The organism is Qipengyuania algicida (genome assembly GCF_009828025.1).
GTDB lineage: Bacteria > Pseudomonadota > Alphaproteobacteria > Sphingomonadales > Sphingomonadaceae > Qipengyuania > Qipengyuania algicida.
Genome location: NZ_WTYA01000001.1, coordinates 156,732 through 171,486, shown reverse-complemented (window position 1 = coordinate 171,486; position 14,755 = coordinate 156,732). Strand labels below are relative to the sequence as shown.

Sequence of the window (14,755 nt, the reverse complement as noted above, 5' to 3'; positions counted from 1 at the left end):
CGTCGTTCCCCTACAAAGCGCGGGCAAGATAAATCACGTCGCGGTCCTGGTCGAGCAGATGCTGGCCGCTGTCCACGTACAGCGTCTGTCCGCTGGCGAGCCAGCCCTGCGCGAGGAACAGCGCCGCTTCGGCAACTTCGTCCGGGCCGGTCTTGCGGTGGAGCAGGTTCAGGCGATGGGAAATCTCGGTTTCTTCCTCGCTTTGGTCGTGGCTGCGAAGGATTGCGCCCGGCGCCAGGCCATAGACACGGTCGCGCGGGTCGTCCTGTGCCTTGGCCAGCATCGCGATGGTCGATCCGAGCGCGTGCTTGCTCATCGTATAGCTGAAGAAATCGGGGTTAGGGTTGGCCAGCTTCTGGTCGGTGATCTGGATCACCCGCCTGCCACCTTTCGCCCGTGCGGATACAAGGAAACGCTGCGCCATCAAGGTTGGCACCCGAGCGTTGACAGCTATCGCCTTTCGATGGACCTCGGGATCGAGCGCCTCGGCAGTGTCCGAGGTGAAAATGCCCGCCGAATTGATCAGCACCCGCCAGTCTGTCAGCCGTGAAGCGCAATCCTCGATCATTGCGGTGGCCGCCGTGTCGTCGGACAGCTCGCAAGAGACTGTTTCCGCACTATCAAGCTCATGCGCCAGAGTTTCAGCCTCATTACGCGAATGGCCATAATGGATGACCACGTGCCATCCCGCTTTCCCAAAGCTGCGGGCGATCCTTGCGCCCACGCGCTTGGCGGCCCCCGTTATCAATACAGAAGGTCTGTCGCTCATCGCTTGCGATTGAGCACATTGCGCGCGCAAGGGGAAGCGTCAGTGCATATAGAAACGCGCCGCCACCCTTCGAAAAGAATGACGACGCGTCCTGCGACCCGAAAGGATCGGATGCTTCGTTTAAATCAGCGGCAGACTGTCCGACCGCGATCGATCGAGCGGCCCAGAAGCGCACCACCGGCGGCACCAAGAATGGTCCCGGTTGCTCGATCGCCGTGGGTGTCGATAGCGCGGCCGACCAATGCACCGGCTGCGAGGCCTACCAGCAGCCCGGTCGTGCCATCCGAACGGTGGCAGTAATAGCGACCGTCATTCCCGCGCCAGTAACGCACACCGCTGTGCGTGGTGTGATATTCGTGGTGGTGACGGTCATAACGCTCACGGTCATGCGCATGCTTCCCGTGGGCCGGAGCCCAAGGCGGCGGATCGGCGAGTGCCGGAGTGGCGGTGGTCGCCAGCATGGCGGCGGAGGCTAGTGCCAGAGAAAGTTTTTTCATTGTTTTCAACCTCTGTGATGCAACATTTGATACTACAACGGCAAAGGTCGGGCTCAGGTCCACAACGTCCGATGAACGGATATCGCTAATGCGTATTTCGCGGTGAGGCGGTGTGCAGGAGCGCCGAATTGTCTGGTCGGGGCGTCGATCTTCAGAGGCGCTCGGCGCGTTTTACAGCGCGTTTGCGCCAATCCGCCCCAAGAATCGCAGAATCCGCCAATACGGTTATTAACGCGCGATCGGGCGTACCTGCAGGATCGGCCAGAGCGGTGAAGATTGCAGCTATGGATATATCCGTTGCCGCCTCTTCGAGCGGCTCAAGCATATCGCCCGCTTTTGCCTCGCCCTCTTCCAAGACCCTGAAATACCAGCCGCAACGCCCGCTTTCGAGAATCGCCTTTACCATGCCGGAATAACCGAACCGGCGTTCGATGGTGGCGCAGGGCATTCGCGGTTGGCTCACTTCCAGCACCGACGAGCCGAGCCGGAAGCGTTGACCGAGCCTTACTTCGCTCTCGACAATCGCGTCGACAGCAAGGTTGCTGCCGAACGCGCCGGGTTCCTCTAGGGCCGGATGATCGCCGATCGTTTGCCGCCAGAATTCGCGATGGGCGAGGGGGTAGAGATGCACAGCCATGTCGGGGCCGCCATGGTACTTTGTGTTCACCTGCGTGTCGCCTGCAAGACCGAGGTAGGTCATGTTGACGGAGCCGTGACGCGGCACCTTGGCGATCGCGCTGGTCTGACCACCGGGTAACTTGGCGGGCTTGCCCGCGCAAAGGGCCGAAACGATATAGCCGCTCATTGCTCTTTCCTTACCGCCAACGCCAACCAGTCGCGCAAGGTCCCGTCCGCACCTTCACCGCGAAACTGCTCGCTCTCCACTATGGTGAAGCTTGCCTTGCGATAGGCATCCTCTAGCCAAGGCCGGTCGGGAAAATTATTGAGCCGTCCCAGCAAGTCGCGCCCTTCGCCATCGCCCAGCTTGTAGCTGGCAAAGTGCCAGGCGCCCGGCTTGAGGGCGCGATGGATGGCGCCCAACACAGCCGGAAGATCAATCCGAGCGACGTGGAGCAGGCAGGCGTTGGCCCAGACGGCGTCATAGTCTGCCTCGGCGTCGAGTTCGTCGAAACGCATGCGACGTACGGCGATGCCGAAACGCTCGCGAGCCTTCGCGGCCATTGCGGCGCTCCCGTCTGTCGCATCGACAACAAACCCTCGTTCTATCATCCGCGTGGTATCGCGACCGCCGCCGCAGCCCAGTTCAAGGATCGTGCAGCCGGGTGCGAGTCGGTCTAGAAAACCATCGAGATGGCGGCTGGGGCGTTGCCCGAAGCTGGTCGTGTAGTGCTGCGCCTGCTCCTCGTAGAAAGCGAGGGTGGCGGGATCGCTCACGCTTCTGCGCGCCCCACCTCGGCTGCCTCGCGATCGAGTTGCGCGCGGCTTTTCTTTTCCGCGGCGGTCTTGAGCTGGCCGCAGGCTGCATCGATGTCGCGCCCGCGAGGAGTACGCACCGGCGCCGAGATGCCGTGTTCGAACACGATGTCTGAGAAGCGCTTCACCCGTTCCGGCGTCGAGCACTCGTAAGGCGCACCCGGCCACGGGTTGAAGGGGATCAGATTGACCTTGGCTGGCAGTTTGTAGTGCTTGATAAGCCGCACCAGCTCGCGCGCGTGCTCGTCGCTGTCGTTCTTGTCCTTCAGCATCACATATTCGAATGTGATGCGCCGCGCGTTGGATGCGCCGGGATAGGCCGCGCAGGCCGCGAGCAATTCCTCGATACCGTATTTGCGATTGATCGGCACGATCTCGTCGCGAATTTCCTTGTTGGTCGCGTGGAGCGAGACCGCAAGGTTGACGCCGATCTCCTCGCCGCAGCGCGCCATCATCGGGACAACACCGCTGGTCGAAAGGGTAATGCGGCGCTTCGACAGGGCCAGCCCATCGCCGTCCATCACGAGCTTGAGCGCGTCGCGGACATTGTCGAAATTGTACAGCGGCTCGCCCATGCCCATCATCACGATATTGGTTAGCAGGCGCCCGTCGGCAGTATATTCCGCCTCATCCGCATCCTCGGCGAAGTCCATCTTCCCCTTGGGCCATTCGCCCAGCGAATCGCGCGCGAGCATGACCTGCCCGACAATTTCGCCCGGGGTTAGATTGCGCACTAGTCGCATCGTGCCAGTGTGGCAAAAGCGGCAATTGAGCGTGCAGCCGACCTGGCTGGAGACGCACAGTGTCCCGCGATCGGCATCGGGAATGAACACCATTTCGAACTCGTGGCCATCCGCCGTGCTGAGCAGCCACTTGCGCGTCCCGTCATTCGAATGCTGGGCTTCGACCACATCGGGCCGACCGATCACGAACCGTTCGGTGAGCCACGGGCGCATCTGCTTGGCGATGTCGGTCATCGCTTCGAATTCGGTCACGCCGCGATGATACAGCCAGTGGAACACCTGCTTGGCGCGTAGCTTGGCCTGCTTGGCATCGAGACCGGCAGCCTCGAAAAGTTCGCGGATGCGCGCCTTGGGCAGTCCGATCAGGTCTACGCGACCATCGGCACGCGGCGTGATGTCGCGCGCGACGGGGACCGGATCGATCTGTCCGGGAATGCTCATCAACTGTGTGTCTGCCATGGGAGCGGCGCATATAGAGCCTCTCGGCGCAATTATCCAGCACGCTGGGCGGGCAACGGTTGGTCGCAGGATTTGGGAACCTGCATTTCGCCGCTGGATCGCCACCGTTTGGCGCAAGAATGTTACTGGTTTGCAACACAAACCTGTTGTGGGAGGTTAATGAAACTATCCCCGCTGCGATCCATTCTCCATCTCACCGGCGCCTGAAAACGCCGCGATTTATGGAAATGGAGTACCAGAAAATGAAGACATCAGTCGCACTTATCGCCCTCGCTACCGTGGCCGCAACGGCTACGCCCGCCATGGCGCAGGCCAACCGCGAACCCTTCACCGGCGCGCGGATCGGCGTGGAGGCTGGTTACGATCACCTGCGTTCGGGCAGCAGCGTCGACAATGACACTTCGCGCGATCTCAAGCAGTCGATCGATGGCGTCGAATATGGCGCGACCATCGGTTACGATGCGGCAGTGACACCGAAAGTCCGTATCGGCGCCGAGGCCTCGCTCGCCGACAGTTCCGCCAGCTGGGACAACAACAATGGTGTGCCCAACACGTTCAACCTGGGTCACGTCCAAGCCGACCGGGATATTTATGTCGGTGGCCGTGTGGGCTATGTGACTTCGCCCAAGACCATGCTGTATGTGAAGGGCGGTTACACGAACACCCGGTTCGGCCTCGAAGGCACTGACGGCACCGTCAGCGCCACGCAACATCTCGATGCCGACGGCTATCGCCTAGGTGCAGGCGTTGAATACGCCATTACGCCGAACGCCTATATCGGCGCGGAATATCGTTATTCGCACTACACCAACGCGAACTTCGACTTCGAAGGTAACACTCCGGATTCGAGCAGCTTCAACATCGACACCGACCGTCATCAGGTCGTGGCGACTGCGGGCTTCCGCTTCTAAGCTAGAATTCGAAAATCAGGGCGGGGGCGGGATCTTCGGATCTCGCCCCCTTCTTTTTGCTCAGCCTATTGAGAATGATTGGAACAACCAACGCTGGCTGCGTCCATCGCACTGGCTGCGCCCGTCAGAGCGTAATTGTCCCAATAGCGCTTTCCGGCGCTGTCCGTAGCGAAGACCGTCATCACCGGCTGGCTGCGCATTGCGGCGAGGATCGCTGCATTGGAGCGTTGATCCTGTGACCATGCATCGACACCGCTTCCGACAAGGGCAAAATAGCGGCCTCCGAGTTTCAGCGTAATGCTCCGGCCGGATTGCACCTTGCGTGCGAGGCGGAAATGCACTTGCCCCCGAACATTCTTTTTCGGCCAGGTACCGATTGTGACGAACGGCTGGGTTTCGCTCGCGTGCTTTGCGGGAGACGGCATCGAAATCGCATAACAGCGCGGAACAGCGGGATCGCGAAACGCAGCCCACGTCTCGAACACGCCAAGGCTGTCGCGTGCGAACGCCGGGGCTGCCATGCAGGCGATGGCGACTGCGCCCCAAAAGGCAGCCGACTTAGCCATAGGCAATCGACAGCACTTCCCATTCCTTGATCCCGCCGGGCAGGCGTACACTTCTCAGATCGCCAACCGATGCCCCCCTGAGCGCGCGCGCCAGCGGACTCGACCAACCGATCCGTCCGGCGCTGGCATCCTGTTCATCGTCACCGACGATCGTCACGGATTTCTCGGTATCATCCTCGTCGACCAGCGTCACACGGGCGCCGAAGAACACGCGGCTCTTGTCCGGCTGCGCCGCCGGATCGAGCACCCGGGCAGCTTTCATCCGTTTGGCGAGGAATGCCAGCTCGCGATCGATCTCGCGCATCTTCTTGCGCCCGTAGAGATAGTCGCCGTTTTCGCTGCGATCGCCATTGCCCGCAGCCCAGCTGACGATCTCCACGATCAGCGGCCGCTCGGTGCCGAGCAGGTGATCGTAACGCGACTTGAGCGCTGCATACCCCGCCGCAGTGATCGGATGCGATGGTGGCTGGCCGGACGCCAAGCTCACTTGCCCCGCGTTGCTAGCCATTCCTCGAGCCATTTGATCGAATAATCGCCCGATTGCACATCGGGTTGCTCGATCAGTTCCTCGTGCAAGGGAATGTTGGTCTTCACCCCTTCGACGACCATCTCGCCCAGCGCACGCCTCAACCGCATCAGGCAGCGCTCGCGGTTGCGACCATAGACAATCAGCTTGGCGATCATGCTGTCGTAATAGGGAGGGATGCGATAGCCTGCGTAAAGCCCGCTATCGACGCGCACATGCATTCCGCCTGCCGCGTGATAATACGTTACGGTGCCGGGGCTGGGCGCAAAGGTCCAGGGATCTTCGGCGTTGATGCGGCACTCGATCGCGTGGCCGGTGAAGGTGATCTCGTCCTGCGTGACCGACAGGTCCCTGCCTTCCGCAATGCGGATCTGTTCGCGCACCAGATCGATCCCGGTGATCATCTCGGTCACGGGATGTTCGACCTGCAGGCGGGTGTTCATTTCAATGAAATAGAACTCGCCGTTCTCCCACAGGAACTCGATCGTGCCCGCACCGCGATAGCCCATGTCGCTCATCGCCTTCGAGACGATGCCGCCCATGCGGTCGCGCTCTTCGGGTGTAATAACCGGGGAGGGGGCTTCCTCCAGCACCTTCTGATGGCGCCGCTGTAGCGAACAGTCGCGTTCGCCCAGATGCACGGCATTGCCGCGCCCGTCGCCGAACACCTGGAATTCGATATGACGCGGATTGCCGAGATACTTCTCGATATAGACGGTCGCATCGCCGAAAGCTGCCTTGGCCTCGCTCCCGGCCTGCTTCATCAACGTTTCGATCTGGTCTTCGCTGTTGCAGACCTTCATGCCGCGGCCGCCGCCGCCGCTCGCCGCCTTGATGATGACCGGATAACCGATCTCGGCGGCAATGCGCTTGGCCTCGTCGTAATCGGATACCGCGCCGTCCGAGCCGGGCACCAGCGGCAGGCCGAGCTTGCCGGCCGTGCGCTTGGCCTCGACCTTGTCGCCCATGGTGCGGATATGTTCGGGCTTGGGGCCGATCCAGGCGATGTCATGCGCCTCGACGATCTCCGCAAACTTCGCGTTTTCAGAGAGGAAACCGTAACCTGGATGGATCGCGTCGGCGTGGCTCACTTCGGCTGCCGAAATGATGTTGGCGATGTTGAGATAGCTTTCGCCCGCGGGCGGCGGGCCAATACACACCGCATGGTCGGCCATGCGCACATGCATGGCATCGGCATCGGCGGTGGAGTGCACCGCGACCGTCTCGATCCCCATTTCCTGCGCAGCGCGATGGATGCGCAGTGCGATTTCGCCGCGGTTGGCGATCAATATCCGTTGAATACCCATTGATCGTTCCGTCTTCAGCCGATGACGACCAGCGGCTGGCCGAATTCGACCGGCTGGGCATTTTCGATCAGGATCGCCTTGATCGTCCCGGCCTTGTCGGCGGCGATCGGGTTCATGACTTTCATGGCCTCGATGATCGCGACGGTATCGCCTTCCTTCACGCTGTCGCCGACCGACACGAAGTTGCGCGCGCCGGGGTCAGGAGCGAGGTAGGCGGTGCCAACCATGGGCGAGGTGAGCGCGCCAGCGACGTCGGCAGTGGCCGAGCTGTCCGCTCCAGGTGCTGCTTCCGGTGCTGCCGGAGCCGGTGCCGTGGGTGCTGCAACCGGCATCGGTGCGGGCATCGGCATGGTGGCCACACCACCACGGGCGACGCGGATCTTGCGATCGCCGTCTTCTACTTCGATTTCGCTCAAGCCCGTTTCGGCGAGCATTTCGGCGAGTTCGCGCACGAGGCCGGTGTCGACCTCCATGCCGCCCTTGCCGTTTGCGTTCTTGCTGGTCCCAGCCATGATGATCCCTGTATTGAGTTTGTGCCGCGCCTATGCGCGTGTGCGCTCGGGCTGGCAAGGGGGCGGGGCGCCCTTCAAAGTGCGGCGACCTTATCCAATGCTACGCGATAGCTGTCCGGACCGAGGCCTTGAACGCAATCGGCGGCAGCCATTCCCACGTAGGAAATATGGCGGAATTCCTCGCGTTTGGAGGGGTCGGACAGGTGCACTTCGATCACCGGCAGCTCTATGGCGCGGATCGCATCGAGCAGGGCAACGGAGGTGTGGGTATAGGCGCCCGCGTTGAGCAGTACCGCTTTCGCACCGCGCTCGCGCGCCTCGTGCAGCCAGTCGACCAGTGTGCCTTCATGGTTGGTCTGGCGCATTTCCACGCTCAGGCCGAGAGCGGCACCCTGTTGTTCGAGCATTGCACCGATCTCGTCGAGGGTGGTGCTGCCGTAAATTTCCGGCTCGCGCAGGCCGAGCAGATTGAGGTTGGGGCCGTTGAGGACGAGGACGAGCGGTTTCATGCCGCTCGTCTAACGCCAGATGGCCCTAGCTGTCGACGCCTTTGATCTTTCCGATCTGGCGTGCGGCGGTGTAGCCGAGATATCCGGTGCCAAAGAGCGCGTAGAGCGAGTCCGGTAGCGCGGACAAATACGCTGTCATCCCGGCACCTATGGCGCTGGCCTTGGTGGGATCGAAAGCAGCGATCACGCCCATCGGTACCGACAGCAGGATCAGTACATAGATGACGTAAAGAAAGGAGGGGCGGGCGCGGCTGGTCCACGGATCGGTCGATTTTGCCTCGGCCACGATGGCCGACAGGCGTGCTTCGATCAGCTGCATTTCCTGCGACCCCTGAAGCTGGAGCAATTCAAGTTTCGCTTTTTCCCGAGCGGCCTTGTCGGGGATGATTTTGTCGATGATCGAGGCGATTGGACCGATAAGCGATTCGAGGACGGGCATAGCTGGTTCCTTTCGGATTGATCAGCTAACCAAAACGGTTCCTGTAGGAAATGGGCCGTGCGGAGGCGTTTAGGCCGCGCGAACGCGCTTCTTCGCCAGTATCCGCTCGTAAAGTGCGAAAAGCTCTTCGAAATGATCTTCCATGTTCCGCACATGATCGCGCGGCGGCACTGGCGCAAAATGCGGAGGCAGGCTGAGGATAGCGCGCACTGCATCGTCGGCATCGATTGCGCGGTATTGATAAGGCCCGGTAGCGAAATCCGACGCTCCGCCGCGATCCGGGGCGATCACCGGTATGCCCGAAGCGCGCGCTTCGGCGGTCGTCATGCCAAAGGTTTCTGCCTCGCAGCCGTGCAGCAGGGCATCCGCACTGGCGAGTATGGCAGCAAATCTTTCGCGGTCGCGAACGGGCTTGAACAGGCGGATATGCGGATTGCCTGCAATGGCGCGGACGATCTTGGCATGGGCCCGCCCCTCGCCGAAGATAACCAGGCCCAACGGCCGGTCGCGTCCGGCGATCGTGGCCGCCTCGACCAGCATCGGGACGCGTTTCTCGGTCGCCAACCGTCCGGCCACCACCAGCAAGGTTGCTTCCGGCCCGAGTGCGCATTGCTCAAGCAGTTCGGCGCGCAAGCCTTCGTCGCGCCGGTCGGGAGAGAATGCACCCGATTGCACGCCCATGGGGATATTCACGACATGCCCGACGCCGCCTTCCGTCATGCGGGTGGCAAGGTGAGAATTGGCGCAGACGACCGCTTCGAACGTGCGCCCGAATTCGCGCAGGCGCTGCCAGAACCAGTCAAACTGACGATCGACCGTGTCGGGTTTGGCGAGGCGTTCAAACCAGCGATAGGCGTGGGCGGAGAGCGGCTCGGAATGCATGATCATCGCCTTGGGCACGTCCGGTCGCCACTCCTTGGCGATCATTGCGCTGCGCCACGGCGACGACACTTCCACCAGGTCCGGTTGCAGGCGGTCGAGCGCTTCGTGCACAGGGGCTGCATCGGTGAAGGCGAAGTACTTGCGGTCGAGCGGAAAGCGCGCCGCAGGAACGGTCACTATCCGGGCATGAGGGCCGCGCTCCTCGACGCCAGCTTCCTCATCCGGCGCGAGAATGGTGATATCCTGGCCAAATTGTTCGGCGAGCGCGAGTTTCTGGTCCACATAGGTGCGGATTCCGCCCCCATGTGGAGTGTAGAAACCGCAGACATCGACAATCTTCATGCCGGTTAGTCTGCCTTGCGAAGTGGCCTCATGCCAAGCCCGCGCTGGTAGTTCATCACAACTTCGAGGCGAGTCAGCCCGGAACCGGCGGCGGCGCTGGCCTTGTCGGCGCTCGGCTTGCTCCATCCAAGCTTGGGATTCCCGGCAAAACCGATGCCATCGACACGCCAGCCGAACTTGCGGTTCGAATCGCGATCATGGAGCACCATCACCGAATAGCGGCCCGGTGCAGGCACGCGGATACACAATTCGGGCGTACCCGTGGCAGGCAGGGCCTTTTCCACCCGACGGAAGGTCTTGCCCTGTTCGATCAGCTTGTTGTCATCGGCCAGAAAGTCGTGATTGTTGTCGGGATAAACCTCGACCTTGATAAGGCCGCGCCGGTCCTTGAGCCCTTCGACATCGATGAGGAAGGCGGGGCCGGTTTCGCCCGGACGACAGGCACCTTCGGCCTTGCCCAGGTCGGGGGTCGAGGGGATATGCGTTGCCGCTGCGAGAAGGGGCAGCATGGCGACAACCATGAGGTTGCGGGTCATGTTCTGTCTCCTTTAACGAGATCGTAAAGTCCGAAAATCAGCGCCAGGATCAGATGGGTGCTGAGGATCAGCGCTGCCATCATCGCCATAAGCGCGGCGATTTGTACGTCCTGTCCAAGTGCCAGCACGGCAATCCCTGCAAACACCACGTCCTTGTTCGGCACGAACGGCAGACGCGAAACCAGCAGGCGAATTGCGGCCAGCACCAGCCACCATGCCAATTGGACGTCGGGAAGCACCAGATGCCAGAGCACCGCCGAGAGCACGGTCGTGGCGATGATGCGCAGATTGTGCATCCCGAAGACCATCCACAACTCGCCCCGCTGGAGCGAAAAGATGGTCCGACGCCAGAGCATAAGCGCCAGCGATGAACCCACGACGAACGCCAGCGACCAAGCGATAGCCGAAGCATGGTCGTGCAGCGGAAGCAGCGCGAGATAGGGATATGCCAGCGCGATGAACAACAGCGTCATGATGTTGCCGGCCATGGCCGACATGATCGCCACGTCCTTCACTGCACCGAAAGGTGTCGCTTCGATCGGCAGATTGCGCCGCGCCCAGGTGTAGAAATAGACCTCGCCCAGATAGCCGAGCAGAAGTTCGTTATAGATGAGCTTGCGCAACAGGGCCCAGAATGCCCCCAGCCCTGCGTGCCATAGGCGCTGGAAGATCACCATGTCGATGAGTGGCTGCGCGAGATAGCTGATTGCGAACACGATCCAGAACAGCGGCGAGCTGGGGATCAGTGCGGTGATATCGTGCAGGTCGAGGGTGCGCGCCTGCCAGACCGCGGCTGCGAGTACCGAAACCGACAGTGCCATGGTCAGCAGCCGACCCCAGTTGATGCCCCTTACCTTGTCGTTCGCTTCGAGCGCGAAGCCGTCGCGTGGCGGCACGGTGGCAAGCTGTTCGGTCATGGCGATTTCGGATTTGTCCTCGTTCAACACGGGCACTCCCGTGGAACTGACAGGAGAGGATCGCAACTGGCGATGGATGAAATGAAGCGCAAGCTGTTCCCGTCCGACCGCGCTTGTTGCCCGGCTGGATAAAATCGTCTGGCTTGATGGCCAGTGAATGAACCATGCACGCTCATGCGCGCAAACTTCGCCGGGGTGGCGATGAAATCAGTCTTAGCGATCCGCATGAACCTGGCGTGGCGAAATGAAGCCGCGCTCCCTCCTAAAATTCCCCACGACCTAGCTTGTCAGCAGGTCGCGATAGCGTCCGATCCTGCGCCCCTTGGTAAACGACGCGAGCGTTTTGTCGATGCTTTCGAGTATCGATTGCTTGGTAATATCTCCCGGATGCACGGCAACACGCACGGTTTCCAGCGGTCCGAGCGCAAGCCTTCCGGCGGCAGCGGCAAACAGTGAGGATGCTGTGCGCATTCGCGAGCGGCTCGCCCAGGTGATGACCGGCCCGCGGGCCACAACTTCGTCGGTTTCCGGGCGCCACACCTTCATGTGATCCTCTGCCAACGCGAAACCGTTTTCTGCCAGCGCCTCCATTGCCCCTGCGCCGTAAAGCCAAGCCGGGGCGATGAAACCCGCCACCGGCTTGCCGATGATATCCTCGATCAGTTTGCGCCCCTCGCTCATGCGAAAGCTCGCATCGCCTTTGGTCAGGCCGAGGAATTCGCCTTCGCTCGCGGTCATATGCTTGGCCTTGAGCGCGGCGATCCCGCTGTGTTCGGAGGTGTCACGATGGAACCAGCCGTGCAGGAAAATCTCGATCCCGCTGTCCGACCATTCGCGCAACCGACGCGCAAAACCGGTGTTGCCGACGATCGGGTACTTTCCCCAATGATCGGGTACCACCAGCATTGCGTAGTGCGGCCCGCCGAGATGGCGCTCGAACATACCGGCCAGCTTTTCGACCGCCGGGACGGAGCCGGGATGGACGTCGTGGATCGATGCCAGCAGCCGCCGTGTCGATTGTCGGGATTGGTCAGTTGCGGTCATGCACTCCAGACCGATGTGATGGTCGATGAGCAATGATTTAGGGAATGGCAGCGGTCAAAGCAATTGCAGTGCCGCAATCGGCCTTGAGGGATGCGGGCAATTGGCGCAGGTCTCCGGTATGAAAAACGGATATGATGCGCTCATTATCGGCGGCGGACACAATGGGCTGGTCTGCGCCTTTTATCTCGCGCGCGCCGGTCTTCGGGTACGAGTGCTCGAACGGCGCGATGTGGTCGGCGGAGCGGCGGTGACAGAGGAATTCTATCCCGGGTTCCGCAATTCCACCGCCAGCTATACCGTCAGCTTGCTGCGTCCCAAGGTGATTGCCGACATGAAGCTGCATGATCGCGGCCTCAGGATTGTCGAGCGCCCGATCAGCAATTTCCTCCCCTTCGACAACGATTATTTGAAGCTTGGTGGTGGCACGGCGCGCACGCAGGCTGAATTTGCTCGGTTCAATCCGGGCGATGCTGCGGCCTATCCCGCCTATGACGCTGCGCTCGATCGCATGGCGCAGGTGATGCGTGACCTTGCGCTGGAAACACCGCCCAACGCCGGCGGCGGTTTGCGCGCCTTGCTGAGCGGGGCGAAGCAGGGATGGCCGCTGGCGAAGCTGCCGATTGCCGCGCAACGGGACCTGCTTGCGATCTTCACGAAATCAGCGCGCGATTTCCTCGATGGCTGGTTCGAGGATGACCGGATCAAATCGGCTTTCGCCTTCGATGCGGTGGTGGGCAATTATGCCGGGGTCTCAACGCCGGGATCGGCCTATGTCCTGTTGCATCACGTGTTCGGGGAGGTGAACGGAAAGCCCGGCGCATGGGGCCACGCCATCGGTGGCATGGGGGCGATCACGCAGGCGATGGCGCACGCTTGCGCAGATGCCGGTGTCGAGATCAGTCTCGAAGCGCCCGTTGATCGCGTGCTGGTCGATGGTGGCAACGCTGTGGGCGTGCGGCTCGACAGCGGCGAGGAGATCGCCGCGGGCATTGTCGCTGCAAATGTCGGCCCGGCAATGCTCTATAATCGCATGGTCGACGCGAGCGAGCTGCCCGCAGATTTTCGCTGGCGGATGACGCAGTACAAGGCGGGCAGCGGCACATTGCGGATGAATGTGGCCTTGTCCGAGCTGCCCGATTTCAACGTCTTGCCGGGCAAGGTTCAGGCCGAACATCACGCGGCCGGAATCGTGATCGCGCCCGGCCTCGACTATATGGACCGCGCATACGACGATGCGCGCGCGCATGGCTGGTCGAAAAATCCGATTGTGGAAATCTGCATTCCCTCGACGCTGGATGACAGCCTTGCACCGCCGGGCGCGCATGTCGCCAGCCTGTTCTGCCAGCAATTCGCGCCCGAGCTGCAAGGTGGGTGTTCATGGGACGATTGCCGCGAGGAAGCCGCCGATTGCGTGATCGACACGGTTACGCGCCACGCGCCCAATTTCAGATCGGCGATCATCGCGCGCCAGATTCACACACCGCTCGACCTGGAACGCAAGTTCGGTCTCGTCGGGGGCGATATCTTCCACGGCTGCATGGGGCTCGATCAGCTGTGGGCGGCGCGGCCAGTGCTGGGACATGGCGATTACCGCGCACCGGTTTCAGGGCTTTATATGTGCGGATCGGGCACGCATCCTGGCGGCGGTGTTACCGGTGCGCCGGGCCACAACGCCGCGCAAGAGATCCTGCGTGACAACGCGCGGCCACGCTGGCTGCGGCGCAAAAGGGCGGATTGAGGGGGTAAAACCACTGGTCGGGACGAGAGGATTCGAACCTCCGACCCCCACACCCCCAGTGTGATGCGCTACCAGGCTGCGCTACGTCCCGAGACCAGTGGAGGGCGGGCCTATAGGCGGGGCTTTTGCGCATGGCAAGCACAGAGCGGCGAGCCACATTGCCCTGCCGCCACATTGCTGCTAGGCGCGCTCGCCAATGCGATCCCAACGGTTGCTCCATCGCGACGAACGGTGGATTTCCCGCGGGATTTGCGTGTTATCCGAAACAACTCGACAGGCCTTTTTCACAGATGCTCGACATATTAGCCGCCGCTGCCGGTGCCGCCACTCCGCCCGCATGGGTAACCTGGGCGCCGATCGCGGGCATGGTCGTTATTTTCTGGTTCCTGATCATCCGCCCGCAAATGCGCCAGCAGAAGGAGCATCGCGAACGGGTCGGCGGCCTCAAGCGCGGTGACGAAATCGTGACTGCCGGTGGCATCGTCGGCAAGGTGACCAAGGTCGACGAGGTCTATGTCGAGGTCGAGATTTCCAAGGGCGTCAAGGTGAGGGCGGTCAAGCACACCATCACCGAGGTCCTGCAGCCCGGCGGCAGCCCGGCGGCGAACGACTGAGCGCGCGGAA

Annotated in this window: 18 protein-coding genes and 1 tRNA gene; 3 read left to right on the top strand and 16 right to left on the bottom strand. The window is 61.8% G+C overall.

All coding sequences use genetic code 11. The features are described from left to right. Positions 1–10: 10 nt before the first annotated feature. From GRI58_RS00910 to rlmN, 5 genes are all read right to left on the bottom strand, one after another. Positions 11–769: an SDR family oxidoreductase gene (locus tag GRI58_RS00910; protein WP_160751674.1), complete on the bottom strand. Its 759-nt coding sequence runs from the start codon at positions 767–769 to the stop codon at positions 11–13. A gap of 125 nt (positions 770–894) precedes the next feature. After that, positions 895–1,266, bottom strand: coding sequence for a glycine zipper 2TM domain-containing protein (locus GRI58_RS00905; protein WP_160751673.1), 372 nt, complete (start codon positions 1,264–1,266; stop codon positions 895–897). Between the two features lie 151 nt (positions 1,267–1,417). After that, positions 1,418–2,071: an MOSC domain-containing protein gene (locus GRI58_RS00900; protein WP_160751672.1), complete on the bottom strand. Its 654-nt coding sequence runs from the start codon at positions 2,069–2,071 to the stop codon at positions 1,418–1,420. Continuing rightward, positions 2,068–2,661 (bottom strand): methyltransferase domain-containing protein, encoded by a 594-nt coding sequence (locus tag GRI58_RS00895; RefSeq protein ID WP_160751671.1) that lies wholly within the window; start codon positions 2,659–2,661, stop codon positions 2,068–2,070. The genes GRI58_RS00900 and GRI58_RS00895 overlap by 4 nt, the downstream gene beginning before the upstream one ends. Further along, positions 2,658–3,884 (bottom strand): dual-specificity RNA methyltransferase RlmN, encoded by a 1,227-nt coding sequence (gene rlmN / locus GRI58_RS00890; protein WP_419957014.1) that lies wholly within the window; start codon positions 3,882–3,884, stop codon positions 2,658–2,660. The genes GRI58_RS00895 and rlmN overlap by 4 nt, the downstream gene beginning before the upstream one ends. Before the next feature lie 260 nt (positions 3,885–4,144). Between rlmN and GRI58_RS00885 the strand changes: the two genes are divergently transcribed. Further along, a complete protein-coding gene (locus GRI58_RS00885; RefSeq protein WP_160751669.1) occupies positions 4,145–4,813 on the top strand; it encodes an outer membrane protein in 669 nt (222 codons plus the stop codon). A gap of 65 nt (positions 4,814–4,878) precedes the next feature. Here the strand turns inward: GRI58_RS00885 and GRI58_RS00880 are convergent, their stop codons facing one another. From GRI58_RS00880 to GRI58_RS00835, 10 genes are all read right to left on the bottom strand, one after another. Next, positions 4,879–5,379 carry a hypothetical protein gene (locus GRI58_RS00880; RefSeq protein WP_160751668.1) on the bottom strand — a complete coding sequence of 167 codons (501 nt, stop codon included), beginning with the start codon at positions 5,377–5,379 and terminating at the stop codon, positions 4,879–4,881. Beyond that, positions 5,372–5,866, bottom strand: a complete 495-nt coding sequence (locus GRI58_RS00875; protein ID WP_337190856.1) for a GreA/GreB family elongation factor — start codon at positions 5,864–5,866, stop codon at positions 5,372–5,374. Before GRI58_RS00875 ends, GRI58_RS00880 begins: the two co-directional genes overlap by 8 nt. Next, entirely contained in the window at positions 5,863–7,212 is a 1,350-nt protein-coding gene (gene accC, locus GRI58_RS00870) for an acetyl-CoA carboxylase biotin carboxylase subunit (protein WP_160751666.1), read from the bottom strand. Before accC ends, GRI58_RS00875 begins: the two co-directional genes overlap by 4 nt. A gap of 14 nt (positions 7,213–7,226) precedes the next feature. Next, the gene (gene accB, locus GRI58_RS00865; protein WP_237451996.1) at positions 7,227–7,724 is read right to left on the bottom strand and encodes an acetyl-CoA carboxylase biotin carboxyl carrier protein; all 498 of its coding nucleotides are present in this window, start codon (positions 7,722–7,724) and stop codon (positions 7,227–7,229) included. A gap of 74 nt (positions 7,725–7,798) precedes the next feature. After that, positions 7,799–8,233, bottom strand: coding sequence for a type II 3-dehydroquinate dehydratase (gene aroQ, locus GRI58_RS00860; RefSeq protein WP_160751665.1), 435 nt, complete (start codon positions 8,231–8,233; stop codon positions 7,799–7,801). A 25-nt stretch (positions 8,234–8,258) separates the two neighbouring features. Continuing rightward, entirely contained in the window at positions 8,259–8,672 is a 414-nt protein-coding gene (locus GRI58_RS00855; protein WP_160751664.1) for a holin family protein, read from the bottom strand. 69 nt (positions 8,673–8,741) lie between these two features. After that, a complete protein-coding gene (locus GRI58_RS00850) occupies positions 8,742–9,896 on the bottom strand; it encodes a glycosyltransferase (RefSeq protein WP_160751663.1) in 1,155 nt (384 codons plus the stop codon). 5 nt (positions 9,897–9,901) lie between these two features. After that, positions 9,902–10,432 (bottom strand): DUF2141 domain-containing protein, encoded by a 531-nt coding sequence (locus GRI58_RS00845; protein WP_160751662.1) that lies wholly within the window; start codon positions 10,430–10,432, stop codon positions 9,902–9,904. Then, positions 10,429–11,376 (bottom strand): hypothetical protein, encoded by a 948-nt coding sequence (locus GRI58_RS00840; RefSeq protein WP_160751661.1) that lies wholly within the window; start codon positions 11,374–11,376, stop codon positions 10,429–10,431. The genes GRI58_RS00845 and GRI58_RS00840 overlap by 4 nt, the downstream gene beginning before the upstream one ends. Positions 11,377–11,628: 252 nt before the next feature. After that, complete coding sequence (locus GRI58_RS00835; protein WP_160751660.1) at positions 11,629–12,393, bottom strand: DUF2334 domain-containing protein; 765 nt, start codon at positions 12,391–12,393, stop codon at positions 11,629–11,631. 118 nt (positions 12,394–12,511) lie between these two features. Here GRI58_RS00835 and GRI58_RS00830 point away from each other — a divergent pair, with 118 nt between their 5' ends. Further along, a complete protein-coding gene (locus tag GRI58_RS00830; protein WP_160751964.1) occupies positions 12,512–14,131 on the top strand; it encodes a phytoene desaturase family protein in 1,620 nt (539 codons plus the stop codon). A gap of 14 nt (positions 14,132–14,145) precedes the next feature. Here GRI58_RS00830 and GRI58_RS00825 read toward each other — a convergent pair. Then, positions 14,146–14,222 (bottom strand) — tRNA-Pro (locus tag GRI58_RS00825). A gap of 199 nt (positions 14,223–14,421) precedes the next feature. On the opposite strand from GRI58_RS00825, the gene yajC reads away from it, so the two are divergent. Then, the gene (gene yajC, locus GRI58_RS00820) at positions 14,422–14,745 is read left to right on the top strand and encodes a preprotein translocase subunit YajC (protein ID WP_160751659.1); all 324 of its coding nucleotides are present in this window, start codon (positions 14,422–14,424) and stop codon (positions 14,743–14,745) included. Positions 14,746–14,755: the final 10 nt, after the last annotated feature.

Coding starts and splice junctions, on each gene's coding strand:
- GRI58_RS00910 (WP_160751674.1), bottom strand. CDS start 769: ATGAGCGACAGACCTTCTGTATTGATAACGGGGGCCGCCAAGCGCGTG.
- GRI58_RS00905 (WP_160751673.1), bottom strand. CDS start 1,266: ATGAAAAAACTTTCTCTGGCACTAGCCTCCGCCGCCATGCTGGCGACC.
- GRI58_RS00900 (WP_160751672.1), bottom strand. CDS start 2,071: ATGAGCGGCTATATCGTTTCGGCCCTTTGCGCGGGCAAGCCCGCCAAG.
- rlmN (WP_419957014.1), bottom strand. CDS start 3,884: ATGAGCATTCCCGGACAGATCGATCCGGTCCCCGTCGCGCGCGACATC.
- GRI58_RS00885 (WP_160751669.1), top strand. CDS start 4,145: ATGAAGACATCAGTCGCACTTATCGCCCTCGCTACCGTGGCCGCAACG.
- GRI58_RS00880 (WP_160751668.1), bottom strand. CDS start 5,379: ATGGCTAAGTCGGCTGCCTTTTGGGGCGCAGTCGCCATCGCCTGCATG.
- accC (WP_160751666.1), bottom strand. CDS start 7,212: ATGGGTATTCAACGGATATTGATCGCCAACCGCGGCGAAATCGCACTG.
- accB (WP_237451996.1), bottom strand. CDS start 7,724: ATGGCTGGGACCAGCAAGAACGCAAACGGCAAGGGCGGCATGGAGGTC.
- aroQ (WP_160751665.1), bottom strand. CDS start 8,233: ATGAAACCGCTCGTCCTCGTCCTCAACGGCCCCAACCTCAATCTGCTC.
- GRI58_RS00855 (WP_160751664.1), bottom strand. CDS start 8,672: ATGCCCGTCCTCGAATCGCTTATCGGTCCAATCGCCTCGATCATCGAC.
- GRI58_RS00850 (WP_160751663.1), bottom strand. CDS start 9,896: ATGAAGATTGTCGATGTCTGCGGTTTCTACACTCCACATGGGGGCGGA.
- GRI58_RS00845 (WP_160751662.1), bottom strand. CDS start 10,432: ATGACCCGCAACCTCATGGTTGTCGCCATGCTGCCCCTTCTCGCAGCG.
- GRI58_RS00835 (WP_160751660.1), bottom strand. CDS start 12,393: ATGACCGCAACTGACCAATCCCGACAATCGACACGGCGGCTGCTGGCA.
- GRI58_RS00830 (WP_160751964.1), top strand. CDS start 12,512: ATGAAAAACGGATATGATGCGCTCATTATCGGCGGCGGACACAATGGG.
- yajC (WP_160751659.1), top strand. CDS start 14,422: ATGCTCGACATATTAGCCGCCGCTGCCGGTGCCGCCACTCCGCCCGCA.